We start from the raw sequence: 21,240 nt of genomic DNA, 5'->3' as shown, positions 1-21,240 counted from the left end.
GCGGCAAGGGCAAGTTCATCCGCACCGAGTATGTGGCGACAGACGAACGTTCAGGCCCGCGCTTCCCGCTGCTCCTGACCACCGGGCGGATTCTGAGCCAGTACAATGTCGGCGCGCAGACCAGACGCACCGAGAACGTCGCCTGGCATGCTGAAGACCTGCTCGAGATCCATCCGCACGATGCCGAACAGCGCGGGATTCGCGATGGCGATCTGGTCAAGCTGGCCAGCCGGTCGGGTGAAACGTCGCTGCGCGCCGATGTCACGGAACGTGTCGCGCCCGGCGTGGTCTACACCACGTTCCACCATCCCGGCACCCAGGCCAATGTGATCACAACCGATTACACCGACTGGGCGACGAGTTGTCCGGAATACAAGGTGACGGCAGTGCAGGTGATGCCCTCGAACGGGCCGACGACCTGGCAGCGGGAATACGAGGCGCAAGCAACGCAATCGCGCCGCATTGTCACTGAAGAGGCGCTCGAGCCGGCCGAATAGGCGTGGTTCGGGCGACCGGAAGGAGTTCGACATGGCGGGTGAACCATCCAGCACGGCAGTCGCCGCCCGGATTGCTGTCAGGGCAGGGGTCTCAACACCTGGACACCGAGCCTTGCCTGAGGAAGTGCCGGTGGCTCTGTCTTTTGGCGGCACCACCCAGGCGGTGATGATGGCGACGCCTGCGGACCTGCACGATTTCGGCGTCGGATTCGCCCTGTCCGAAGCCATCATCCGTTCGCCATCGGACATTGTCTCGCTTGAGATTATCGAGGTGGATCAAGGTTTTGATGTGCAGATGCAACTCGCAGACCACATCCAGTCAGCATTTGCGGCGCGACGGCGCAAAATGGCCGGTCCGGTCGGGTGCGGCCTGTGCGGCATTGAATCGATCGAAGAAGCGCTGAGGGCCTTGCCCGACCGCGAGGATGTGACGATTGAATTCAGCGCTGAAGATGTGCGCGAAGCGGTCCGTTCGCTGTCGATGCATCAAAAACTCAGGGCAGAGACCGGCGCGGTGCACGCTGCCGGATTTTACCAGCCCGGCGAGGGTATTGCATGTGTTCGCGAGGATGTCGGCCGCCACAATGCGCTCGACAAGCTGATCGGCGCCATGGCGGGCTCCGGTCTCCGGGCAGCCGAGGGCGCGATCATCATCACCAGCCGCGTTTCGGTGGACATGGTGCAAAAAGCGGTGATCGCCGGAGCCGGTCTGCTGATCGCGGTGTCGGCACCAACCGCACTGGCCGTGCGTACGGCGGAAGCGGCCGGCTTGACGCTGGTCGGCATTGCGCGCGGAGCGGATTTCGAAATTTTCACACGGACAAGCCGGATAACACAAGGAGTTGCAAGCGATGTCGCCTGACAAGATGCGGTACCAGGCCAACCAGATTGCCACCTTCTTCGCTTCCCAGCCGGAGCATGAACAAGTCGAAGGCGTTGCCGATCACATCAACAAATTCTGGGATCCGCGCATGCGCACGAAACTGTTCGAGATTTCCGATCAAAGCACAGAGGGCTTCAAGCCAATGGTGGTGGCCGCCCTTGAGAAAGTGAATAGGCCAGTGCCGGTAGAGGCTGCGGGCTGAAGCATGGCATTTCCCCGCTGCGACCGTCCGGCTCGCAACCGGATGTAGTCATTGCTGTTTTTCCTGATCACACTGGGCGCAGCAACCACACGTGCTCCTTGACATCAAAGCCTTTGAATCCGCCGGCTACGCCTTTCGTGGCCAAGGTTGAAATATGGTAATGGTCGCCGTAGCGCTGCACAACTTCGTCGCTCGGAATGGAAAACGGCGGACCCTCCAGCTGTGATGCATCGTATTCGAAGGTGATCAGCAACTGCGGAGCAGTTTTGGCGATATCGGCAATGTGCGGCGCGTAGTCCATCCGCATGTGTTCAGGCAGGGCGACAAAGGCCGCCCGGTCAAAGACGGCGTCGACAGCTCCGAGAACGGTGGCGGTAAGATCGAAAACATCGCCTACGAATATGTCGATGCTGTCAGCGCTGAAGCGTTTCAATTCTCCCAGATCCGTTATCGTCGGTTCAACGCCAAGATCTTCAAACAATTGCCGAATTGCCATTTCGCTGAGTTCCGCACCCACGACCCGGCGGCCTTTGGAGAGCAGCCAGGCGATATCGAGTGTCTTGCCGCACAGCGGAACAAAGACACGCCCGTTGTCCGGCACCGACAGATCGGGGAAGTGCGTGACCAGCAGCGGATTGGGTTCGCGCTCGTGAAAGCCGATGCGCCCGCTTTCCCAGCGGTCATGCCAAAAGCTGTGTTCCATGCCAATTCCTCTCAGAAAAACAGCTGCCACAGGAGCGGCAGCAGGATTGCTGTTGCCAGCGCATTGAGTCCCATGGCAAGGCCGGAGAAAGCGCCGGCAAGCTCATTGGCTTGCAGCGCGCGCGCCGTGCCGATGCCGTGGCTGGCGGTGCCGAGCGCAAGGCCACGCGCTCGCCAGTCCCTGACCCCGATCAGATTGAGAAGCGGCGGGCCGAGGACGGCGCCCAAGATTCCGGTGAGGATCACCAGCACCGCCGTCAGCGAGGGCAATCCACCCAGTTGTTCGGTGATGCCCATGGCTACGGGCGCGGTGACAGATTTCGGCGCCAGCGACATCATTGTTTGGCGACTTGCGCCGAACAGCCAGCCGAGACCAACCGCGGTTCCCATAGCTGTGAGCGAGCCGCACAACAGACTGGTCATCAAAGCAAGCGCCGAGCGGCGGACGCGGTCAAACTGCCGGTAAAGCGGGATCGCCAGCGCCACGGTCGCGGGGCCTAACAGGAAATGCACGAACTGCGCACCTTCGAAATAGGTTTCGTAAGTCGTGCCACTCAGGGTGAGCAGGCCCACCACAAGGATCACCGCTGTCAGCACCGGATTGAGAAACGGCTTGTGGCCGGAGCGGTCATAAAGCCATGTGCCGGCCTGGAACGCCGCCAGCGTCGCAGTGAGAAACAGCAAGGGACTGGCGCTGAGATAGACCCAGACTTCGGTGATGTCAGTCATTGGACGTTTTCCCGTGGTCGGCCGCGCTGGCGCGGGCAAGCCGGCTCATCACCAGAGCGGTGACCGCGATGGTCATGAGCGTCGAGCCGATCAGCGCCACCGAAATCGGCAGCCAGTCCTGTCCGAGCAAGCCAAAGTGCGCCATCACTCCCACACCGGCGGGTACGAACAACAGCGCGAGATTTTTCAACAAACTGTCCGCAACAGCGCCAATGTCGTCCGGCACCGTGCCCTTGATGGCAAGCAGGGCAAACAGGATCACCATGCCGGCAACCGGCCCGGGAACCGGCAGTCCGAGAAAGCGGGTGATGAGTTCGCCGGCCAACTGGCAGGTGAGAATGAGCGTGAGGGCGGACAGCATGGGCGGCAACCTGTCGTCAGGTAATGAAGGGCAGGGCGGATACTGGCAGATTCCCGGGCTTTGCCCCAGCCCGATTATGACAACGCGGCCACCCCGGCGGCCAGAATGGCGTAACGCCCGATCTTGCCGATGGACACCAGCAGCAGGAACCGCCACAGCGGTTCGCGCATGATGCCGGCAGCCAGCGTCAGCGGATCTCCGATCACCGGAACCCAGGCCAGCAGCAGCGACCAATAGCCAAACCGGGAATACTGGCGCTGAGCGCGCTGCAATTGCGCCTCCGACGCAGGAAACCAGCGCCGGGTTCGCAACCGCTCGACGCCGCGACCGATCAGCCAGTTGAGTACGGAGCCCAATATGTTGCCCAGGCTCGCCACCACAACCAGAGCCACCAGCGGCTGGCCCCCGGCAAGGATCAGCCCGGTCAGTACGCTCTCGGATTGCGCGGGGATCAGTGTGGCGGCCAGCAGCGCCGCAACAAACAGGCTGCCATAGGCGGCAAGATCGGTCATGTTCCGGAGCCTCTTGTCCAACGGCGCCGCAATGTCGCGCCGATCCTGTCTACAACTCGCGGCCCAGGAAGGGAACACCGTTTCAAGAATGCGTGGCGTGGAGGCACTCAGCTCCGGCAATGCGATATCCGACATGCAGATTGAGGCTTCCGGGCACGATTCTCGCTCATGCCGACCTGACCATGACAGAGATCATGACATATTGTATAGCATTATCTAACACTTATAGCCATGCGTCAGTCCTCGTTTTTCTTATTAAATAGCACGCTATATATTATTGCATAGCGGGCTATATATTGATAGACTGCAGCATGACTTTTGACAAAACCCGTTCGGCTGGCGTTCTGGCCAGTGAATTGGCGCGGCATTACGGCGCGGAGCTGCAGCGTCGTCTGGCGCCGCTGGGTCTTTCGCCGGCGCAGTTTCTGGTCCTGAGTGAATTGTGGGGCGAAGGCGGACAGACCCAGCGCCAGCTCACCGGACGGCTTGGCGTCGAACAGGCGACCATGGCCAACACGCTGGCGCGGATGGAGCGCGATCACCTGGTTGCGCGTACCCCGCACCCTGATGACCGGCGGTCCCAGATTGTGGTTTTGACAGACACCGCCCGCCAACTCGAAGACCGGGCAGTTGCCGTTGCGGTCGAGGTAAACCAGACTGTTCTGGAGGGGTTGCCGCTTGCGGAACGGGAGCTGTTCCTGAGCATGCTGGGGCGAGCTGTTTCGGGAATGCGGCACCGCGACGGGAAGCAACCGGGGTAATTTCCAGTCCTGGCGTCATCAAAGGGTTTCCCGTGCCGATTAAACGGAGTAGGGACGCCAAGCGACCGTATTGGCGCGCTTTTCAAACACCAGCCAACCAGGACCGGGTTTCATGGACAATATGCGCGGCATCATGCTGATGGTTTTGGGGATGCTCGGGTTTGCGGCAGAGGACATGTTCATCAAGCTGGCCGCTTCCGGACTGCCGGTGGGCCAGATCCTGCTGGTTCTCGGCTTCGTTGGCGCCCTGATTTTTTCGATATTTGCCCGTTTCAATGGCACGAACTTGTTATCGAAAGGATTTTTTCATCCGGCGGTGCTGCTGAGAAATCTTACCGAAATGGTTGGTGGCGTCTGTTTTGTCACTGCACTGACCCTGATCCCGCTTGCGACCGCCACCACGATTTTGCAGGCGACGCCGCTTCTGGTGACCATGGGCGCGGCGCTGGTGCTGGGAGAAGCTGTCGGCTGGCGGCGCTGGACTGCCATCCTGGTCGGGTTTCTCGGCGTTCTGCTGGTCATCCGGCCAGGTCTCGAAGGCTTCGAGCCGGAAGTGTTATGGGCTGTGGCAGGCGTTGCCGGTCTGGCGATCCGCGATCTGGCAAGCCGGAAGGTTCCGAAATCGATTTCGTCGCTGCAATTGTCGGCCTGGGGTTTCTTTTCCGTCGGCGTTTCAGGCATCGCGCTGCTGGCCATCGACGGAGGCGCGGTGATGCCGACGGTTCGGGAGACGACATATCTGGCCGGCGCGCTGGCGGTCGGCGTGCTGGCCTACTGGGCGTTGACCGAGGCCACCCGCATTGGCGAGATCTCGGTGGTGACGCCGTTCCGCTATTCGCGGCTGGTTTTTTCGATGATTGTCGGAATGCTGGTGTTCGGCGAGTTTCCCGATCTCTACACCCTCGCCGGTGCCTGTATCATCATCGCCACCGGGCTTTACACCATCATGCGCGAGCGCAAACGCCGTCGCGAGCAAGCCGCCCAGGCGAGAGCCGTGGCTTCGGTCGAAACGACGGTTTAAAAAGAGCAGGGCGTGGATATCCCGTGCCGCTTGGCCCTCACTGTCCGTAACGGGCTTGAAGATGGGCAATGAACCGGGCCGGGTTGAGATCTTCGCCGGTGGCATCGCGCAGGATCTCCGGCGTCGATCCGGTCGAGGCCCTTGACCAGATGTTGTCGCGTCGCCAGGCGTTGACCATTTCGAAATCACCAACGGAAATCTGCGCGTCGACATCCGGATTGAGCTTCAGGATCGCCGCCCATTGTTGGGCCGCCATCACCGCGCCGAGCGTATAGGACGGGAAATAGCCGAACGCACCCGACGGCCAGTGTACATCCTGCATCGGACCGTTTTTCGGGTCATCCAGGGTGGAGATGCCGAGCGAAGCCTGCATCTTGGCGTCCCAGGCTTCCGGCAGATCCTTGACCTCCAGCCGGCCGGAAAGCAGGTCCTGCTCGAGTTCATAGCGCAGGATGACATGCAGCGGGTATGTGACCTCATCCGCGTCGACCCGGATCTTGCCGCGCTTGACCTGATGCACGTGCGGAAGCAGATCCTCCATGGTCCATGATTCGTTCAGAAACTGATCAACCAGGGGCAGGGCAAAGCGCCAGAACGCCGGGTTGCGCCCGATCTGCTTTTCGACGAACAGGCTCTGGCTTTCGTGAAGCGACATGCCGCGCGCCTTGCCCGATGGCCAATGGCTCCAGTCCTTGGGCAGGTTCTGCTCATAAAGCCCGTGGCCGGTCTCGTGCAGGATGCCCATCAGTGCGGGCAGGAACTCGTCGATACGGTAGCGCGTGGTCATGCGCACGTCGCTGGGCACGCCGCCGCAGAACGGATGATCGGAAACCGAAAGGCTGCCATGGTTCATGTCGAAACCGACCGCCGTCATCATCTCGAGCCCGAGCGCTTTCTGGCGCTCGACCGGATAGTCGCCGGACAGCGGCTTGAGTGGGCGCGTGGACAAGCGCGCTTCCTGGACAGCGAGCGCTCTGGGCAGGAATTCCACCAGGAAAGCCTTGAGTTCGGCGAAGACTGGCGTGATGCTTGCGGTGCGATTGCCCGGGTCATACTGTTCCATCAGCGCGTCATAGGGCTCAAGCCCGAGCACTTCCGCGCGCATCGCCGCTTCCTCGCGCATCAGGGTGACGACACCTTCAAGCGCCGGCTGGAACGCGGCCCAATCACCGGTCGGCCTTGCCTTACGCCACAATTGTTCGGACCGCATGCTGGTCCGCATCTTGCTCTCGACAAAGTCGGAGGGCAGGCAGGTCATGTTGATATAGCTGCGCTCAAGTTCGCTGACGGCGATCACTTGCTCCGGAGCCAGATCCTCGGATCTCGCCGCGGTTTCGATCCATTCGCGAACCCGGGGATCGGTTGCCTGACGGTGATACATGCCCGACAGGGTCGCCATGGCCTCGGCGCGCGCTTCGCCGCCACCCGGCGCCATGTTGACCGCTTCATCTGTTCCCAAAATGGAGAGCGCGTGATCAAGCGCGCCGAGAGCGCGGCAGTGATCGTCAAGCTTGGCAAAGGACATGCGGGGAAACTCCGGGGAATGGGTACTCGTTTCGGCAATAGGACAAGCGGCAGGGTGCCGCAAGAGCAAAGCCATGTGAGTGATGACGACACCGTCAAGATCGCACTCCTGTTTGATACACACAAAGATCGCATAAGATGGATTATGGAACTTTTCCGGATGAACCCGTTGATATGCCTGAGGTCCCGCGAGCCTTGAAAACAACAAGGAAATCATGTGGCTGCGAGTGTTTTTGACGACGCAGTGCGAAAATGGACGGTCGATTGTTGTATGGCAAGTGCATGACAAGACGGAGTATGATTTATTCGGTCGCGACACGAAAACAGAACTTTGAGCGACGACCACATTGGCAAACGACAAGTGAGGATGACATGCTCGAAGGTTTGCGGGTTCTTGAAATCGAAGGTCTCGGCCCGGCGCCGTTCGCGTGCATGATGCTGGCCGATCTTGGCGCAGATGTCATTGTGATTCACCGCAAGAATGGTCGCCCGGCGCCTGGCATGCCGGATCGCTCGATTATCGATCGTGGCAAACGTTCGATCGAGCTGGATCTCAAATCGACTGAAGACATCGCCATTCTCAGGAAACTCGTCAGCCGTTCGGAAGCGCTGATCGAAGGTTTCCGGCCAGGTGTCATGGAGCGGCTGGGTTTGGGCCCGGAGGATCTCTCGGCCGTCAATCCGGATCTGGTTTATGGCCGCATGACCGGCTGGGGCCAAAGCGGTCCGCGCGCGCAAACAGCCGGTCACGATCTCAATTATCTGTCGCTGTCGGGTGCGGCCTGGTATTCCGGCAATCCGGGCGAACCGCCTTTCACGCCGCCAACGCTTGTCGGCGATATCGGCGGCGGTGCGCTGTATCTGGTCACAGGTATTCTGGCCGGAGTGATGGCCGCGCGCGCCGGACGTGGCGGCACTGTTGTGGATGCGGCAATCGTCGATGGATCGGCGCATATGATGAACCTGCTGATGGCGCTGGCGCAAACCGGCGGACTGTCGATGACACGCGGGCAAAGCCTGCTTGATGGACCGCACTGGAGCCGCTGCTACGCCTGTTCGGACGGCGGTTATATATCGGTGCAATGCCTGGAGCCGAAATTTTACGCCGAATTTCTTGCGCGTCTCGGGCTTGGCGACGACCCCGATTTTGCATCCCAGTTTGAGCGAAGTGCATGGCCGCGGCAGACCGCGCTGCTTGCCGGGATTATTGCGCGTGAGCCGCGCGCCCACTGGCAGGCGCTGTTTGAAGGCTCGGACGCCTGCGTGGCCCCTACCCTAAATCCGCTGGAATCCATGGCTGAACCGCACATGACTGCTCGCGGCGTCTGGCAAGATATCGATGGCGTGCTTCAGGCTGCACCGGCGCCACGGTTTTCGACCCGACCGCAAACCACCGCACGTAAGATACCAGCGCGCGGTGCGCACACGGACGCAATTCTGGACTGGTTGAAAACGGAATAAGTGCCTGTAAAAACACAGGCAATTGCACTCGGAATATCAGTCATTTGAATTGAACGGCAAGACCGCAGACAAGGTGGTGACTTGACATGCAGGTAAATACCTGCATAAATATCCTCATATACGAGGGAGACCAATGGACACTGACAAGGTTTTCAAGGCGCTGGGCGACCCGACCCGCAGAAAACTGCTTGATCTTCTCTGCGAGAAGAACGGGCAGACGCTCGGCGAGCTTTGCGAAAGCCTCGACATGGCCAGGCAATCCACCACCCAACACCTCGGGATACTGGAGGCCGCCAATCTGTTGTCCGTCGTCAGGCGTGGGCGGGAAAAGCTGCATTTCATCAACCCTGTACCGCTTCACGAAGTCTACGAACGCTGGGTGAGAAAATTCGAACAGCAGCGGCTCAGCCTGTTGCACGACCTCAAGGCGGAACTCGAAGGAGAATGAAAATGACAAAAGATACAACCAGTTTTATCTACACGACCTACATTCGCTCGACCCCGGAAAAAGTGTTCGAGGCCATCACAAAACCCGACATCGCCAGGCGCTACTGGGGCCACGAGAATGTCTCTGACTGGAAACCCGGATCGAAATGGCAGCATGTCCGCGCTGACGACGAGCGGGCTGTCGAACTCGTCGGCAACGTTGTCGAGATCTCCCCACCAACCCGTCTCGTCCTTACCTGGGCGAACGCTTCGCAGGCCGATGACCCCGACAGTTACAGCCGAGTGACGTTCGAGATCGTGGAATACGACGACATGGTGCGGTTGACTGTTACCCATGATGAACTTGAAGCCGGCAGCGGCATGGCAACAGGCATCAGCAAGGGATGGCCGGTCGTCCTTTCCAGCCTGAAATCTCTCCTGGAAACCGGTAGCGGCATTGATGTTTTCGCCAAGCCTAAAACAGCAGATCCCGTGCCGAGCCAATCACCACAACGACAAGCGGGAGAGTGATGATGACGAAGATCTATACCGGCGGATGCGCATGCGGTGCGCTCCGCTATGAAACGCGCAGCCAACCGATCTTTGAGAACCATTGCCAGTGCCGTGATTGCCAGAAGCGAAGTGGTACGGGGCATGGATCCTATCTGACATTTCCCAACCGCGCCGAGGTAGCCATTACCGGCGATGCAAACACCTGGCGGCTAGCTGGTGACAGCGGCACTGAAAAGCTCCACGCCTTCTGCCCGACCTGTGGAACGCCGGTCTATCTGACATTCGTTGCAATGCCGGACCTGATTGCAGTGGCCGCGACCAGCCTTGACGATCCGGACCAATTTGATCCGCAGGCGGTCACCTATGCCATCGGTGCGCATGCATGGGACGTGATTGATCCCTTGCTGCAGAGATATGATCGAATGCCGCCCGGGTGAATGCGGATGACACTGTGCCGGGTGCAATTATGACTCTCAATCCGGTGCGCGCACGTCGATGATTTCTGCCTGAATGGCCGTGGCCAAGGCCCGCGGCTCCACGCTGAAGACACTGTCAGGCCGCCCCGCTGCGGCCCAGACTTCGCTGTGATCAAACAGCGTCCGGTCCATATAGACCGTGATCGGATTGAGATGGCCGATCGGCGCGACGCCACCAATGGCGAAGCCGGTCTCGTCGCGCACCCGGCGCACATCGCAACGCGTGAAGGTAAGATTGTAACTGGCTGATATGTAATCCATATCGGCGTTGTGAGCGCCCGACACCAGCATCAGATTGAGCTTGTTTGTCGCGAGGTTTTCGAACACCAGCGACTTGACGATCTGGCTGACGTCGCAGCCCGCGACATCGGCGGCTTGCTGCGCGGTCCGGGTCGACTGGACCATTTTCAGGATTCTGATCGATAGGCCGGCTTGCCGCGCAGCGCTTGCCACCCGCGCCATGCTGGAGCCGGACGGAATAAGGTCCGGGGTCATCTCTGTGGCAGTTTCGCTCATAATCCCACCTTCACATCAAAGGTCAGTCCGTCATAGCCCGGCTCGACATGATCCGGCGTTTCGGAAAGCACGGTTTTGTAGTCGAGCGGCACATGCATGTGAGTCAGAATGGCGCGTTTGGGACCCAGCTTCTCAATCCACCACAAAGCCTGATCGATCGACAAATGGCTCGGGTGCGGCTTGTATTGCAGCGAGTCGATGATCAGCACGTCGAGATTCTGGAGTCTGTCGATGGTGGCGCGCGGAAAATCACTGACATCGCAGCAATAGGCCAGATTGCCAATCCTGAAACCCAGTGAGCGGATCGAACCATGCACCTGGTCGAGCGGCTGGACTTCTACGGTTCCGCCCGCGCCTGTGATGCTGATCTGTTCATCCAGCGAGTTGATCAGGATCGGCTGCGTGATCGGCGGATAGTCGCTGCCGGCCGGTGTTTCCAGGCAATATCCAAAGCCGGCACGGATCCGCGTCATGGTTTCGGGATCGGCGTGGATCGGAATCCGCTGGCGTTGCGACAGAGCGAAGCCACGCAGATCATCGATCCCATGCACATGGTCGGCGTGAGAATGGGTGTAGAGCACCGCATCAATCGCATGCACCTTGTTGGCGATCATCTGCTCGCGAAAATCCGGGCCGGTATCAACCACAATGGTGGTTTCGCCGCCATCGGCGCCGATCTGGCGGATCAGAAATGCCGCGCGGGTCCGGCGGTTTTTCGGATTCGCCGGATCGCAAGCGCCCCAGTCGCCAGTGACCCGCGGCACGCCCGGCGAGGAGGCGCAGCCCAGAATGGTAAACTGGCGACGAACAGAACCGGTCACAGCGATGGCATCTTCGAAAAGCAACGAAACGCATTGGCGGTCGTGGTTTCGGCAATCTCCTCGTAGGAGACGCCTTTGACTTCGGCCAGCACTTCGGCTGTGTTGACCACATAAGACGGTTCGTTGCGTTTGCCGCGCCAGCGCTTGGGCGCCAGATACGGCGCGTCGGTTTCGACCAGCAGCCGGTCCATCGGCACGGTTCTGGCGATGTCACGCAGCTCGGTGGATTTCGGGAAAGTCAGAATGCCCGAAAACGACACATAGCCGCCGAGCTTGACACCGGTATCGGCCAGTGCCTGACCGGATGAAAAGCAGTGCAGGATGAAGGGGAAGGCGCCCTTCCCTGTTTCCTCTGTCAGGATCGCCGCCATGTCTTCGTCGGCGCTGCGGCTGTGAATGACCAGCGGCAGCTGCGTTCGGCGCGCGGCTTCGATGTGGCGCACAAATCCGGTCTTCTGATCTTCGGGCTTTTGCGTATCGTAGAAATAATCCAGACCGCATTCGCCTATCGCCACCACCTTGGCGTTGGCCTCGGCGAGGCGAACCAGATCATCCGCCGTCACATCAAGCTCTTCATCGGCATTGTTGGGATGGGTTCCCACCGAACAGAACACGCTCGGATAGCGCTCGGTCAGCGCCAGCAGCCTGTCGAGCTTGCGCACCCGGGTCGAGATGGTCACCATCTGCTTGACGCCCGACGCGTGGGCGCGGTCGATCAACTCGTCGCGCTCAGCGTCGAAATCGGCGAAGTCGAGATGGCAATGGCTGTCGATCAGCATTCGCCTCACCCCTCCTCGGGCGCGACATAGCGCGGAAAGATCGGCGCAGGCTTGTCGATCGGCGTTCCAGCCAGCACACGCCCGACCTCACCAAGCGCGCTGAAATCACGCTTGTCAGCAGGCGCAGAGACCAGGTCGAGCAGCTTGCCCGCCGATTCCGGCATGAATGGCAAAAGCAGGATCGAAATCTGGCGCACGGTTTCCGCCGTGACATACAGCACGGTTTCCATCCGCGCCGGATCTGTCTTTTTCAGCGCCCAGGGCTCATGGCTGGCAAAATAGCGGTCACCATCAGCTACCACGTCGATGATCGAAGCCAAAGCCTTGTGGATCTGGAAATTGGCCATATCGGCCCGCACGCTTTCGATCACCGTGTCGATTGTGTTCAAAAGCGCCTTGTCTTCGTCGGTCAGAACTCCGCAGGCGGGCATTTTGCCGTCGCAGTTCTTGTTGATCATCGACAGGGACCGGCTGGCCAGATTGCCAATGCCATTGGCAAGGTCTGAATTGATCCGCGTGGCAATGGATTCAGGGCTGTAGCTGCCATCCTGCCCGAACGGCACTTCGCGCATGAAGAAATAGCGCACCTGATCAAGCCCGTAAGCCTCGATCAGGGCGAACGGATCGACCACATTGCCGATCGACTTTGACATTTTCTCGCCCTTGACCAGCAAGAAGCCGTGCGCGAACACCTTGGCCGGAAGCGCCAGGCCGGCCGACATCAGGAAGGCAGGCCAGTAGACCGCATGGAACCGGACAATATCCTTGCCGATCATGTGGACAGCCGGCCAGTAATTCCATTTGTCGGCGGTTTCGTCGGGAAAGCCGGCTGCGGTGATGTAATTGGTCAGGGCGTCAACCCAGACATACATGACATGCTTGTTATTGCCGGGCACGGGCACGCCCCAGTCAAATGTCGTGCGCGAGATCGACAGGTCTCTCAGACCGGATTTGACAAAGCTCGCCACTTCATTGCGCCGTTCTGCAGGCGCCACAAAATCCGGGTTTTTCTCGAACAGCTCCAAGAGCTTGTCTTCATAGGCCGACAGGCGGAAATAGTAGCTTTCCTCCTCGACCCATTCGACCGGTGAGCCAAGCGGTTCGCGGCGGACGCCATCTTCGCCGACGCTGGTTTCATCCTCGTCGAAATAGGCTTCCTGGCGAACCGAATACCAGCCGCCATAATTGCCCAGATAGATATCGCCATTGGCCTCCATCCGGCGCCACAACTCCTGCACGGAACGTTTGTGACGTTCCTCGGTGGTGCGGATGAAATCATCGTTGGAGCAATTGAGCTGAGCCAGCATGTCGCGGAACACGGCGGAGTTCTTGTCCGCGAGCTCAATCGGCTTGATGCCTTCCTTCTCGGCGGTCTGCTGCATCTTCTGGCCATGCTCGTCGGTGCCGGACAGGAAGAACACGTCCTTTCCGTCAAGCCGCTGAAACCGCGCCAGCACATCCGTCGCGATCGCCGTGTAGGCGTGACCGATATGCGGCACCCCGTTGGGGTAGAAGATCGGTGTGGTGATATAGAAACGTTCGGTGCTCATGGTCGCCTTCAACTGCAATATCGCGGTCCGGACCGACAATCTGATCCATGCCCGCTGCCGTCATAAGCGATAAAGCCTTGCGATGCCATGCCTTGAGCTAGCCAAAAAACAGCGAAAAAGCATGCAGGACCGTCTGCTTGCGATCCAGGTTATAGGCCGCAGCGGTGGCGAAATGTTCCTTGAGCGCGCTCGCAAGCCGGGCCAGCCGGTCTGCCTCGATCAGATCGCCCGTTGCTCCGGCGTCCCTGGCCATTGCCTGGGTACGATCAACCGCCAGTTCGGTGAAGAACTGGTAAGCCACATCGCGGTCACGGGCGGCCAGTGTTTCGGCCAGCTTGTAAATCGGTTCACGATCATTCAAACGACCGCGTTCCAGAATGTCGACAAAGGCCTCGGCAATATCGACCCCGCCGTAATTTCTCAGAAGCAGAGCCCGCGCGACGCTGCCTTCGCTCAATTCGACGATTGAATCGGTCTCGCCTGCAGCAGCGCCAAGATGAGCCAGCGCACGATCCAGATCCGCCGGCGAAAGCGGATGCAGCCGCAATGACAGGCAGCGCGACCGGATGGTCGGCAATAGCCTGCCAGGCGTATGCGACAGCACCAGGAACAGGGAGCGCTTCGGCGGCTCCTCCAGGATCTTGAGGATGGCGTTGGCCGCGTTGCGGTTGAGATCGTCGGCAGGATCGATAATGGCGATGCGCCAGTTGCCGGTGCCGGAAGTCTGGGTGAAAAATTTGCCGGCACGGCGCACCTCGTCAACGGTGATGACCGATTTGACCTTGCCGGTCTTCTCATCCACCGGCCGGGCCAGATGCAGCACATTGTGCGAAGCGCCGCCGGCGATCTGACGGCTGACCGTGTCGGACGGGTCCGGATCGGCGATATGGTCCGGGGCGTTCAATGGATCGGGATGAGACAGCACATGATGGGCGAACCGGTAAGCCAGGGTCGCTTTGCCGATCCCTTCCGCGCCTTCAATCAGGATCGCATGGTGCATGCGGCCGGACCGATAGGCATTGGCCAGGAAGTTCTGGGCCGTGTCATGGCCAAAAAGCGCGGTGTTGGTTTCGGGCGGGATTGCACCTTCCAGCAAGCCCGGCTGCTCTCCATTCATGCCTTTTTGTCCCGCGCGGAGCCGCCGGCAGCCTTGTCCTCCAACAATGGCTCCACGGCGGTCAGGATTGCCAGCGCCACGGCTTCCTCGGACTGGCTGGCGTCAATGAGCAAGCACCGGTCAGGTTCCATACGGGTCAGGTCGAGGAAAGCCTCACGGCGTTTTTCATGGGTGGCGTGCTCTTCCTTTTCAAACCGGTCAGGTTCGGCGTTGTCGCCTTCGCGCGCCTTGGCGCGCCGCAGACCCGCCTCGGCGGGAAGATCGAGCACCAGCGTCCGGTCCGGGATCATGCCATTGACGGCAATGCGTTCGAGATTGCGCACGAATTGCGGTTCCAGGTTGCCGGTGACGCCTTGATAGACCCGGCTTGAATCCATGAACCGGTCGCACAAAACGATGGCGCCTTCCAATACCGCGGGACGGATCACTTCTTCGACATGGTCACTGCGCGCAGCGGCAAACAACACCGCTTCCATGCGAACGCCGAATTCTTCCGCGGCACCCGAAAGCAGCACATGCCGCACCGCTTCAGCACCCTGCGAACCGCCGGGTTCGCGGGTCACCAGCACATCATGGCCGCGGCGCCGCAAAACACCGGCGAGCCGATGGATCTGGGTGGATTTGCCGACCCCCTCCCCGCCCTCGAATGTTATGAAGCGCCCTGTGGTTTTCGTCACGCTTTGCTTTCCCGGCGTTTGCGGACGCACATTGCGCCCCGGCCCTGTTGTGAGTTTATCCGGAGGTACCGGTTTTTCTCTAACTAGACCATTTCAGATGACAAATGAACGCTTGCGCGGGAAGTTATAGCCAGAATTGCGCAAGTTCCAGCAAAGCATCGATCGCCTGGCTGTACAACGGCCCCTTGTCGACCGCGTCAACGACGTGGAGCGGCGTTTCCTGCGACAGCGTATCGCCAATGTAGACCTTGAGAACGCCGACCTGGGCTCCTGCCTCGAGCGGCGCGCGCAGCGGCCAGCCATAGGTGATTCGCGCCGTCAACCTGTCGGGATTGGTAATCGGGATGAAGATGTCGATTGCGTCGCTGGCCTTGACGATAGCGCTGGCAGCGCCGCCGTAGACGCTCAACTCGCCAATGGTTTCATCCTTGGCAAACAGGGTCTTGCGCTCGAATGCGCGAATGCCCCATTCGAGTATCTTGCGTGATTCCTCGGCGCGCTCGCGTTCGCTGGTCATTCCGCCCATCGCCAGGAACAGCCGCCGTCCGTCGCGCTTGATCGAGGCGACGATGGCGTAGCCCGATTCCTCGGTGAACCCTGTCTTCAACCCGTCAACGCCGATATCAAGGCCGAGCAGAGGGTTGCGGTTGCGCTGCAGGATCTTGTTCCAGGTGAAATCCCTCTGCGAATAGTAGCGGTAAAACTCCGGATAGGTCGATTGAATGTGGCGGGCAAGCGTGACCAGATCCTTCATGGTCACCTTGGAATCAGGATGCGGCAATCCATTGGAATTGCCAAACACTGACTGGGTCAGGCCGATCTCGCGGGCGCGCTCGGTCATCAGCCGGGCAAAATTGTCCTCCGAGCCCGCCATCCCTTCGGCAATGATGATGCAGCCATCATTGGCCGATTGCACGATCACGCCCTGAATCAGGTCTTCGAGCCGGATGGAGGACTTGAGTTCGGCAAACATGGTTGAGGTTCGCGACATCGCGCCGCCGGTGCGCCAGGCGTTTTCCGAGACCTGAAACGTGTCGTCCAGGCTCAAACGGCCGGTGTGGATAGCGTTGAACACCACCTCCATGGTCATCAGTTTGGCGAGCGAAGCCGGAGGCACCAGATCGTTTTCGTTCTTGGCAAACAAAACCGTGCCGGTGTCGGCATCAACCAGATAGGCCTGTTCGGCGCGGGTTTCAAAAAGTTGCGCCCAGGCGGGGCCAGTTGTGCCGCAAACCAGGAGCGTCAGAATGATAGACAGGCGGGCGAGAACCAACCGGAACATAGATGCGATCCATTTCACGGAAAATACCGGAGTTTCCGCGAACCTAGCAATCTAGCCGGGCGGGATCAATGCCTTGAGAGAATTGAACAATGAGCCGGCGGCGACAGTCCGTGCAAACAGGCTGTCGACGGCGGTATGACAACGAACTACCGGCGCGCGGCACGCGTCCCGAGAACAGCTTCAAAGGTCGTCGCACCGGTGACCCTGTCACCCCAGTATGCCAGTCCGACATCGCGTTCCGCGACCTCCTCGATGGACGCCACCGGGGTGCCGAATGAAGGACGGTCAAGCAACACCGGCCCGATCTCGGGCAGTGCAAAGCCGGGCGGGATGTCAGACATCGAACCCGATGCGGAATTTGTGAAAGCCGTAGCCGCACCGACCGCGGCGGGTGGCGAAAGCCCCGCCTGGGCGGAATTCACCCCCGGCAACGCGGTTTCCACGGCATTCATGGCCATCATCACGCCGGTGGCGATCACACCGCCGGCAGGTTCCTTAGAGCCGCCGGGCCGGTAACTTGCCATGAGGTATTTGGTGTCATCACCTTCGACCGGCGCCCGCCCGATATACTCGACCCGGACAGCGGCCACGCCTTCCTGCTTCATGTCGAGCAAGGTGGCGGCCTGATTTGACAGATCGATGATACGGCCATGGGCGAAAGGTCCACGGTCGTTGACCCGCACAACCACGGTATTTCCGTTTTTCTTGTTGGTCACCCGGGCATAACTCGGCAGCGGGAAGGTCGGATGTGCTGCGGAAAGATGGTACTGGTCGTAGATCTCGCCATTGGCGGTCAGACGGCCATGAAAATTGGGGCCGTACCAGGACGCAAGTCCCGCCTTGTCGTAATTCTTGTCTTCCTTTGGCGTGTACCACTTGCCGCGAACCCGGTAGGGCTTGCCGACCATTTCCCGTCCGCCGCCCTTTTTCGGTCGTTTGGCGGTTGTCAATCGCGGGCTTGCGGCAACCCCGTATTCGGAGACGGAGAACTTGGTCTTGGTGTTGATATGGGACGAACTTGATTTGCCGCTGGTTTTGGACGTGGATCCGCATCCGGCCAGTCCCAGTGCAAAAACCACCACGAACGACAGTTTCACCACAAGGTGCAACCCTGCCCCGGTCGGTTTGTTTGATTTATGTCCCACACTGCCACTCGATGCTCTGGCGGTCGCCAATGTGGCTTGGCAGTCTGTCCCCTGCAAAGCCGTCCCCTTCGATCTATGCGTTTGATGTCCTAAACTGAGGTTTAAATCGCCTTGCAAAATGGCCAAAATGCGATTGGGCGCCCTAATCAGGCAGCCAACCCGACAATATGGTGAAAAATGTGTAAATGTTCGGCCTTCGGCCCTGGCGTTTCCGCTGCGCCGTCGCCATCGATCCTGCTGAGCGGGCGTTCACCGGTTTGCCTGATTCGCAAGCTAAACCGGCTGATCATCGTGCCAGGTGGTTCCTTGCCGGCACAGGCTCTGTCTTTGCCCCCTCCAGCGTCCACTGTCCCTGGCTTGAGGAATTTTTGCCCGGCCAGGCGCCGTGGCTTGGCCGGTAACAACGTCGGGCCGCCGGTTATTGAGCAAAAACTTACCACCGAACCGGGTGACGGGATAAGCCGGTTTGCCACTGACGATCAGCTTCAGCGCAGTGCCGGTGAATTGGTCAGCTTCAATCGGCACTGAAGCCCAAGACAGGCACGGCCGCGCCGGCAAGATTGCAAGTCTGCCGGACACTTCAGATCGCCGAATGGTCGTCATATGGGGTCAATCTGCCGGCGCGTGCCGATCGGTTTCATTTGGCTTCGGATTTTGTTCGGGCTGCCCGCGCAGGACGGCCGGGAAATGAGCCAATTGGCCGACGCACGCGGCGCCAACGCCCGCGGGTTTCGAAACAAGTTGACGGCACGCGGGCTGCAGCGCTAAAAGCGCGCCAACCGCATTGGGACCAAGCCACCCCCAGCCCCGAACCGGAGCAGGTTGGTGTTGCGCAGGACAGTTCCAATTTGCCCGGAGGGGTGGCCGAGCGGTTTAAGGCACCGGTCTTGAAAACCGGCGTGCGGGAGACCGTACCGTGGGTTCGAATCCCACCCCCTCCGCCACATTCAGATACAGAATCCGTCCAAGGGCCCCGATTGGGGCCTTTTTTCTTTTTGTTTCAAAGGGCGTTGGCAGGGCCATCCGCCCTTCGGAGACTGGGTGCGTGACGCAGAATGGGTCTCCGAACGGCCTGCGTCTCTCTTCGAGCGCCCCTCGACGGCCACAGGACGGCGTAAAACAGCCTCGTATTTCCAATGGGTTGCCGCGTTCATGGGTTCGCCCCGTTCGCGAAATAACTCGGTGACGGAGACCGACACGAAGGCGCAGGACGGTCAGAAGAACGGCTCCGTGGCGGCCGATCCCCAAGTCCGGCGGCAGCGTTCGAAGCGAGCCAGGAGCCTGCCGGAAGTCTCTGATGACAAACAGACTTCGCGCCCATAGCCTGGCGCAATGTCGAATGGGCCATGGACGGATGAAGAGAACGACCTGATCGTCGCGGATTACTTCGCGATGCTGGCCGACGACATCTTCGCCCGCCGCTACAGCAAGGCCGAGCATCGCCGGGCGCTTCTGCCGCTGCTGAACGACCGGTCCGAGGGGTCCGTCGAGTTCAAGCACCAGAATATCAGCGCGGTGCTGAAGGGGCTCGGCGAGGACTGGATCCCCGGCTACAAGCCCGCGTTCAACTTCCAGATGACCTTGGTGGATGCCGTGGCGCGGTGGCTGGCGCTGAACCCGGCCTGGCTCGGGCGCCAACCTGGGCTGCAACCCGCCACGGGCCTACGCGAACCGGCCCAGATCTGGATCGGGCCGCCGCCGACGCTGTCGAACCAGCCGCCCCCGCAGGAGCTGGACCAGATGCTGCATATCGCCAGCAAGTTCGACGTGGCGGGCCGGGACGAGCGCAACCGCGCCCTTGGCCGCGCGGGCGAGGAGCGGGTGCTTGCGCACGAGCGCGCCGCCTTGCGGACGGCAGGACGTGACGATCTGGCGCGCAAGGTGCGCTGGGTGTCGGACGAGGATGGCGATGGTGCGGGCTACGACATCGCGAGTTTCGCCCCGGACGGTCTGGCCCGGCTGATCGAGGTCAAGACGACGAACGGCTGGGAGCGCACGCCCTTCCACATTACCCGCAACGAGCTGGCCGTGGCCGAGGAGCGCCGGTCGGAATGGCGCCTGTTCCGGCTATGGAATTTCTCGCGCGAGCCGAAGGCGTTCGAGCTGCACCCGCCACTGGACGCGCATGTCTCGCTGACCGCGACGACGTTTCAGGCGAGCTTTCACTGAGGCTCAGTCGAATACCCGCTCCGGCTGTTCGTGCCATGGCAGGGCCGCGGCATCGGTCAGTTTCAACAGGGTCACGGCGGGCACCTCACGCTTGTAAACCAAGCGCTTGAGGACTCCCGGCGCGAGATAGGCGAGCCGCAGCTGTCGGCTGACATGGCGTTCGGCCAGCCCTACGGCTTTCGCCAGATCGGTGACCGTGTTGAATTCGCCAGCCTCCATGCGCCGCCGCCAGCCCCAAGCCCGGCCGATGGCGCGCAGGATATGCGGATCCTGAGTCCGGTCTTCGCTGGGCAGATAGGTAGCGGGCGGCATGATCTTCGGCCGCCCGTTCTGCTTGCGGACCTTGAGCGGCACGAAGATCTGGATGGACTCGTCGGGTTTCATCATTCCGCCGCCACCTTCTTTCGTGGGGCCATCATGTCGCGCATGACGCCCGACACGCCGTCGGTCCTGACATCGATCACCAGCCCCTCGGACGTGACGGTGACCCGGCGCACCAGCAACTGCACGATCCGGGTCTGCTCTGCAGGGAACAGCTGGCCCCAGACGTCCTCGAACGTCTGCAGCGCGGAGATCACGTCGGCCTCGGCGAAGGCGTGACCCTCGCGCGCCAATTGGGCAGTGACCTGTGCCGTGATCGACGGCGCACGCATCACCCGCCGCAACTCGGTCACCACGGCCGCTTCCACGAGGTCGGCAGGAAGACGGCGCGGGATGCCCTCATCGCTGGGTTCGCGGTTTTTGATGACGTCCATCGAGACGTAGTACCGGTATCGCCGCGCGCCCTTCTTCGTGCTGCTCGGGGTCATGGCGGCGCCCGTGGCCGTGAAGATCAGCCCCTTGAGCAGCGCGGGCGCCTGCGCGCGGGTGTTGTTGGCGCGCTTTCTCGGGTTCTGCCGCAAGATGGCATGGACCTGATCCCACAGCTGCTCGTCGATGATCGCCTGATGCTCGCCGGGATAGGCCTTGCCCTTGTGGACGGCGTCGCCGCGATAGACGCGGTTCATCAGCACCCTGTAGAGATATCCCTTGTCGACCAAGGTGCCCTGCTTGTTGCGGAGCACCTTGCGGCGCAGTTCGCGGGCCAGCACGGTCGCTGATCCGACCTCGACGAAC

25 protein-coding genes and 1 tRNA gene are annotated in these 21,240 nt (G+C 60.6%); 11 read left to right on the top strand and 15 right to left on the bottom strand.

What is annotated here, in order from left to right; all coding sequences use genetic code 11:
• The 3 genes from ABJN75_RS09910 to ABJN75_RS09900 all read left to right on the top strand — a co-directional run.
• A partial coding sequence (locus ABJN75_RS09910; protein WP_348439224.1) for a molybdopterin dinucleotide binding domain-containing protein occupies positions 1-497 on the top strand: 497 nt, incomplete at its 5' end.
• A 31-nt stretch (positions 498-528) separates the two neighbouring features.
• The gene (gene fdhD, locus ABJN75_RS09905; RefSeq protein ID WP_348439222.1) at positions 529-1,359 is read left to right on the top strand and encodes a formate dehydrogenase accessory sulfurtransferase FdhD; all 831 of its coding nucleotides are present in this window, start codon (positions 529-531) and stop codon (positions 1,357-1,359) included.
• The gene (locus ABJN75_RS09900; RefSeq protein ID WP_348439220.1) at positions 1,349-1,582 is read left to right on the top strand and encodes a formate dehydrogenase subunit delta; all 234 of its coding nucleotides are present in this window, start codon (positions 1,349-1,351) and stop codon (positions 1,580-1,582) included. The genes fdhD and ABJN75_RS09900 overlap by 11 nt, the downstream gene beginning before the upstream one ends.
• A gap of 67 nt (positions 1,583-1,649) precedes the next feature.
• Here the strand turns inward: ABJN75_RS09900 and tmpT are convergent, their stop codons facing one another.
• From tmpT to ABJN75_RS09880, 4 genes are all read right to left on the bottom strand, one after another.
• The gene (tmpT, locus tag ABJN75_RS09895) at positions 1,650-2,285 is read right to left on the bottom strand and encodes a thiopurine S-methyltransferase (RefSeq protein ID WP_348439218.1); all 636 of its coding nucleotides are present in this window, start codon (positions 2,283-2,285) and stop codon (positions 1,650-1,652) included.
• An 11-nt stretch (positions 2,286-2,296) separates the two neighbouring features.
• Positions 2,297-3,013, bottom strand: coding sequence for an LrgB family protein (locus ABJN75_RS09890; protein WP_348439216.1), 717 nt, complete (start codon positions 3,011-3,013; stop codon positions 2,297-2,299).
• Positions 3,006-3,374: a CidA/LrgA family protein gene (locus tag ABJN75_RS09885; protein WP_348439214.1), complete on the bottom strand. Its 369-nt coding sequence runs from the start codon at positions 3,372-3,374 to the stop codon at positions 3,006-3,008. The genes ABJN75_RS09890 and ABJN75_RS09885 overlap by 8 nt, the downstream gene beginning before the upstream one ends.
• A gap of 74 nt (positions 3,375-3,448) precedes the next feature.
• On the bottom strand, positions 3,449-3,886 hold the full coding sequence (locus ABJN75_RS09880; protein WP_348439212.1) for a YqaA family protein: 438 nt from the start codon (positions 3,884-3,886) through the stop codon (positions 3,449-3,451).
• Positions 3,887-4,197: 311 nt separating this feature from the next.
• On the opposite strand from ABJN75_RS09880, the gene ABJN75_RS09875 reads away from it, so the two are divergent.
• Together ABJN75_RS09875 and ABJN75_RS09870 are read left to right on the top strand one after the other, a co-directional pair.
• A complete protein-coding gene (locus ABJN75_RS09875; RefSeq protein ID WP_348439210.1) occupies positions 4,198-4,647 on the top strand; it encodes a MarR family transcriptional regulator in 450 nt (149 codons plus the stop codon).
• A gap of 112 nt (positions 4,648-4,759) precedes the next feature.
• Positions 4,760-5,668 carry a DMT family transporter gene (locus ABJN75_RS09870; RefSeq protein ID WP_348439208.1) on the top strand — a complete coding sequence of 303 codons (909 nt, stop codon included), beginning with the start codon at positions 4,760-4,762 and terminating at the stop codon, positions 5,666-5,668.
• A gap of 37 nt (positions 5,669-5,705) precedes the next feature.
• On the opposite strand, the gene ABJN75_RS09865 is transcribed toward ABJN75_RS09870, so the two are convergent.
• The gene (locus ABJN75_RS09865) at positions 5,706-7,193 is read right to left on the bottom strand and encodes a carboxypeptidase M32 (RefSeq protein WP_348439206.1); all 1,488 of its coding nucleotides are present in this window, start codon (positions 7,191-7,193) and stop codon (positions 5,706-5,708) included.
• Between the two features lie 371 nt (positions 7,194-7,564).
• Between ABJN75_RS09865 and ABJN75_RS09860 the strand changes: the two genes are divergently transcribed.
• The 4 genes from ABJN75_RS09860 to ABJN75_RS09845 all read left to right on the top strand — a co-directional run bounded on the left by ABJN75_RS09860 (position 7,565) and on the right by ABJN75_RS09845 (position 10,029).
• Positions 7,565-8,653, top strand: coding sequence for a CaiB/BaiF CoA-transferase family protein (locus ABJN75_RS09860; protein ID WP_348439204.1), 1,089 nt, complete (start codon positions 7,565-7,567; stop codon positions 8,651-8,653).
• A gap of 133 nt (positions 8,654-8,786) precedes the next feature.
• A complete protein-coding gene (locus tag ABJN75_RS09855) occupies positions 8,787-9,101 on the top strand; it encodes a helix-turn-helix domain-containing protein (protein WP_348439202.1) in 315 nt (104 codons plus the stop codon).
• A gap of 2 nt (positions 9,102-9,103) precedes the next feature.
• Positions 9,104-9,610: an SRPBCC family protein gene (locus tag ABJN75_RS09850; protein ID WP_348439200.1), complete on the top strand. Its 507-nt coding sequence runs from the start codon at positions 9,104-9,106 to the stop codon at positions 9,608-9,610.
• 2 nt (positions 9,611-9,612) lie between these two features.
• Entirely contained in the window at positions 9,613-10,029 is a 417-nt protein-coding gene (locus tag ABJN75_RS09845; RefSeq protein ID WP_348439198.1) for a GFA family protein, read from the top strand.
• Positions 10,030-10,065: 36 nt separating this feature from the next.
• Here the strand turns inward: ABJN75_RS09845 and ABJN75_RS09840 are convergent, their stop codons facing one another.
• The 8 genes from ABJN75_RS09840 to ABJN75_RS09805 form a co-directional block, all read right to left on the bottom strand.
• Positions 10,066-10,584 (bottom strand): YbaK/EbsC family protein, encoded by a 519-nt coding sequence (locus ABJN75_RS09840; RefSeq protein WP_348439196.1) that lies wholly within the window; start codon positions 10,582-10,584, stop codon positions 10,066-10,068.
• Positions 10,581-11,405 carry an MBL fold metallo-hydrolase gene (locus ABJN75_RS09835; RefSeq protein WP_348439194.1) on the bottom strand — a complete coding sequence of 275 codons (825 nt, stop codon included), beginning with the start codon at positions 11,403-11,405 and terminating at the stop codon, positions 10,581-10,583. The genes ABJN75_RS09840 and ABJN75_RS09835 overlap by 4 nt, the downstream gene beginning before the upstream one ends.
• Positions 11,402-12,184, bottom strand: a complete 783-nt coding sequence (locus ABJN75_RS09830) for a TatD family hydrolase (RefSeq protein ID WP_348439192.1) — start codon at positions 12,182-12,184, stop codon at positions 11,402-11,404. The genes ABJN75_RS09835 and ABJN75_RS09830 overlap by 4 nt, the downstream gene beginning before the upstream one ends.
• A gap of 5 nt (positions 12,185-12,189) precedes the next feature.
• Positions 12,190-13,734: a methionine--tRNA ligase gene (gene metG, locus ABJN75_RS09825; RefSeq protein WP_348439190.1), complete on the bottom strand. Its 1,545-nt coding sequence runs from the start codon at positions 13,732-13,734 to the stop codon at positions 12,190-12,192.
• 97 nt (positions 13,735-13,831) lie between these two features.
• Complete coding sequence (locus tag ABJN75_RS09820; protein ID WP_348439188.1) at positions 13,832-14,851, bottom strand: DNA polymerase III subunit delta'; 1,020 nt, start codon at positions 14,849-14,851, stop codon at positions 13,832-13,834.
• On the bottom strand, positions 14,848-15,528 hold the full coding sequence (gene tmk / locus ABJN75_RS09815) for a dTMP kinase (RefSeq protein WP_348439186.1): 681 nt from the start codon (positions 15,526-15,528) through the stop codon (positions 14,848-14,850). The genes ABJN75_RS09820 and tmk overlap by 4 nt, the downstream gene beginning before the upstream one ends.
• A gap of 124 nt (positions 15,529-15,652) precedes the next feature.
• Complete coding sequence (locus ABJN75_RS09810) at positions 15,653-16,810, bottom strand: D-alanyl-D-alanine carboxypeptidase family protein (RefSeq protein WP_348439184.1); 1,158 nt, start codon at positions 16,808-16,810, stop codon at positions 15,653-15,655.
• Positions 16,811-16,956: 146 nt separating this feature from the next.
• A complete protein-coding gene (locus ABJN75_RS09805) occupies positions 16,957-17,907 on the bottom strand; it encodes a septal ring lytic transglycosylase RlpA family protein (RefSeq protein WP_348439182.1) in 951 nt (316 codons plus the stop codon).
• Positions 17,908-18,809: 902 nt separating this feature from the next.
• On the opposite strand from ABJN75_RS09805, the gene ABJN75_RS09800 reads away from it, so the two are divergent.
• Together ABJN75_RS09800 and ABJN75_RS09795 are read left to right on the top strand one after the other, a co-directional pair.
• Positions 18,810-18,899, top strand: a tRNA-Ser gene (locus ABJN75_RS09800).
• Positions 18,900-19,287: 388 nt separating this feature from the next.
• Entirely contained in the window at positions 19,288-20,124 is an 837-nt protein-coding gene (locus ABJN75_RS09795) for a DUF3883 domain-containing protein (protein ID WP_348439180.1), read from the top strand.
• 3 nt (positions 20,125-20,127) lie between these two features.
• Here the strand turns inward: ABJN75_RS09795 and ABJN75_RS09790 are convergent, their stop codons facing one another.
• Together ABJN75_RS09790 and ABJN75_RS09785 are read right to left on the bottom strand one after the other, a co-directional pair.
• Positions 20,128-20,511: a hypothetical protein gene (locus ABJN75_RS09790; protein ID WP_348439178.1), complete on the bottom strand. Its 384-nt coding sequence runs from the start codon at positions 20,509-20,511 to the stop codon at positions 20,128-20,130.
• A partial coding sequence (locus ABJN75_RS09785) for a recombinase family protein (RefSeq protein ID WP_348439176.1) occupies positions 20,508-21,240 on the bottom strand: 733 nt, incomplete at its 5' end. The genes ABJN75_RS09790 and ABJN75_RS09785, both read right to left, overlap by 4 nt.

Source organism: Hoeflea sp. (assembly GCF_039975035.1).
Taxonomy (GTDB): Bacteria; Pseudomonadota; Alphaproteobacteria; order Rhizobiales; family Rhizobiaceae; genus Hoeflea.
The sequence above is the reverse complement of the archived record's forward strand: the minus strand, read 5'-3'. Positions and strand labels throughout refer to the sequence as shown.

Bases quoted from the DNA above. Each gene is read 5' to 3' on its own strand.
- fdhD (WP_348439222.1), top strand. From the start codon at position 529: ATGGCGGGTGAACCATCCAGCACGGCAGTCGCCGCCCGGATTGCTGTC.
- ABJN75_RS09900 (WP_348439220.1), top strand. From the start codon at position 1,349: ATGTCGCCTGACAAGATGCGGTACCAGGCCAACCAGATTGCCACCTTC.
- tmpT (WP_348439218.1), bottom strand. From the start codon at position 2,285: ATGGAACACAGCTTTTGGCATGACCGCTGGGAAAGCGGGCGCATCGGC.
- ABJN75_RS09890 (WP_348439216.1), bottom strand. From the start codon at position 3,013: ATGACTGACATCACCGAAGTCTGGGTCTATCTCAGCGCCAGTCCCTTG.
- ABJN75_RS09885 (WP_348439214.1), bottom strand. From the start codon at position 3,374: ATGCTGTCCGCCCTCACGCTCATTCTCACCTGCCAGTTGGCCGGCGAA.
- ABJN75_RS09880 (WP_348439212.1), bottom strand. From the start codon at position 3,886: ATGACCGATCTTGCCGCCTATGGCAGCCTGTTTGTTGCGGCGCTGCTG.
- ABJN75_RS09875 (WP_348439210.1), top strand. From the start codon at position 4,198: ATGACTTTTGACAAAACCCGTTCGGCTGGCGTTCTGGCCAGTGAATTG.
- ABJN75_RS09870 (WP_348439208.1), top strand. From the start codon at position 4,760: ATGGACAATATGCGCGGCATCATGCTGATGGTTTTGGGGATGCTCGGG.
- ABJN75_RS09865 (WP_348439206.1), bottom strand. From the start codon at position 7,193: ATGTCCTTTGCCAAGCTTGACGATCACTGCCGCGCTCTCGGCGCGCTT.
- ABJN75_RS09860 (WP_348439204.1), top strand. From the start codon at position 7,565: ATGCTCGAAGGTTTGCGGGTTCTTGAAATCGAAGGTCTCGGCCCGGCG.
- ABJN75_RS09855 (WP_348439202.1), top strand. From the start codon at position 8,787: ATGGACACTGACAAGGTTTTCAAGGCGCTGGGCGACCCGACCCGCAGA.
- ABJN75_RS09850 (WP_348439200.1), top strand. From the start codon at position 9,104: ATGACAAAAGATACAACCAGTTTTATCTACACGACCTACATTCGCTCG.
- ABJN75_RS09845 (WP_348439198.1), top strand. From the start codon at position 9,613: ATGACGAAGATCTATACCGGCGGATGCGCATGCGGTGCGCTCCGCTAT.
- ABJN75_RS09840 (WP_348439196.1), bottom strand. From the start codon at position 10,584: ATGAGCGAAACTGCCACAGAGATGACCCCGGACCTTATTCCGTCCGGC.
- ABJN75_RS09830 (WP_348439192.1), bottom strand. From the start codon at position 12,184: ATGCTGATCGACAGCCATTGCCATCTCGACTTCGCCGATTTCGACGCT.
- metG (WP_348439190.1), bottom strand. From the start codon at position 13,734: ATGAGCACCGAACGTTTCTATATCACCACACCGATCTTCTACCCCAAC.
- ABJN75_RS09820 (WP_348439188.1), bottom strand. From the start codon at position 14,851: ATGAATGGAGAGCAGCCGGGCTTGCTGGAAGGTGCAATCCCGCCCGAA.
- ABJN75_RS09810 (WP_348439184.1), bottom strand. From the start codon at position 16,810: ATGTTCCGGTTGGTTCTCGCCCGCCTGTCTATCATTCTGACGCTCCTG.
- ABJN75_RS09795 (WP_348439180.1), top strand. From the start codon at position 19,288: ATGTCGAATGGGCCATGGACGGATGAAGAGAACGACCTGATCGTCGCG.
- ABJN75_RS09790 (WP_348439178.1), bottom strand. From the start codon at position 20,511: ATGATGAAACCCGACGAGTCCATCCAGATCTTCGTGCCGCTCAAGGTC.